The sequence below is a fragment of the Oleiphilus sp. HI0128 genome, from assembly GCF_001635365.1.
The window spans coordinates 1-961 of record NZ_LWGG01001330.1; the positions used below are offsets into that span (position 1 = coordinate 1).

Here is a 961-nt window from a genome sequence, read left to right on the forward strand (position 1 = left end):
TATAGTGATCAAGAATTCTGAGATTCAAGGCGGTACAGTTCATAGTCATGGCGATCATAGAATAGCGATGTCTTTCGCTGTCGCTTCATTAAGAGCGAAGGGTGAAATCGTGATTAGGGATTGTGCTAATGTTGCGACGTCATTTCCAAATTTTGTTGAGTTGGCTAGTGAAGTGGGTCTGAATATTAGCGTTGAAGACGATTCCGAGTAAAACGAGTTGTAGTAAAGAATGGTGCTGAAAAATTTCGTGACATTCAAAAAATTGGAGATAGTTGAATGACATGCAAAGTATTAACGATAGATGGTCCCAGCGGCGCGGGTAAGGGGAGTATTGCTCAGCTCGTGGCGAAGCATTTGGGCTGGTCTTTGCTTGATAGCGGGGCGCTTTATCGTCTTACCGCGCTGGCTGCTACTAGGTTGGGGGTTGCTTTCGATAACGAAGAGGCTTTGGCTGAAGTCGCTGAGAAGTTAGATGTTGAATTCGTTCCATCTGAGTACGGTGAGCCTGTCAGAGTATTACTTGGTGGTCAGGATGTGACGAATGATATTCGTACAGAAACTGTGGGTAATGATGCGTCAAAGATAGCGCCTTTGGCATCTGTTCGCGCAGCATTATTGCAAAGGCAAAGAAACTTTGCAGTCGAGCCTGGCTTGGTTGCTGATGGTCGAGATATGGGGACAGTGGTGTTTCCAGAGGCAGAATATAAGGTATTTATGACAGCGAGCGCAGAAGCTAGGGCGGATAGACGCTTTAAGCAGTTGAAGGCGGAGGGGGAAGATGTTAAAATCGCGCCCCTTTTAAAGGAGATAGAAGAGCGAGACGCCCGAGACATGGGGCGAAAAAATGCTCCGCTCAAAGCCGCTGAAGATGCGTATCATGTTGATACTACAGGGCTTTCTATCGAAGAAGTTTTAAAGGAAGTTGTTAATTTTATTGAGCGGAAATCTTAATAAATACGAC

The 961-nt window shown here is 45.5% G+C and carries 2 protein-coding genes; both read left to right on the forward strand.

What is annotated here, in order from left to right; translation table 11 throughout:
- Nucleotides 1–211 (forward strand): hypothetical protein (locus A3763_RS22225; protein ID WP_197483044.1); only part of this gene is annotated, 211 nt, incomplete at its 5' end.
- Between the two features lie 65 nt (nucleotides 212–276).
- Complete coding sequence (gene cmk, locus A3763_RS22230; RefSeq protein WP_068509312.1) at nucleotides 277–951, forward strand: (d)CMP kinase; 675 nt, start codon at nucleotides 277–279, stop codon at nucleotides 949–951.
- Nucleotides 952–961: the final 10 nt, after the last annotated feature.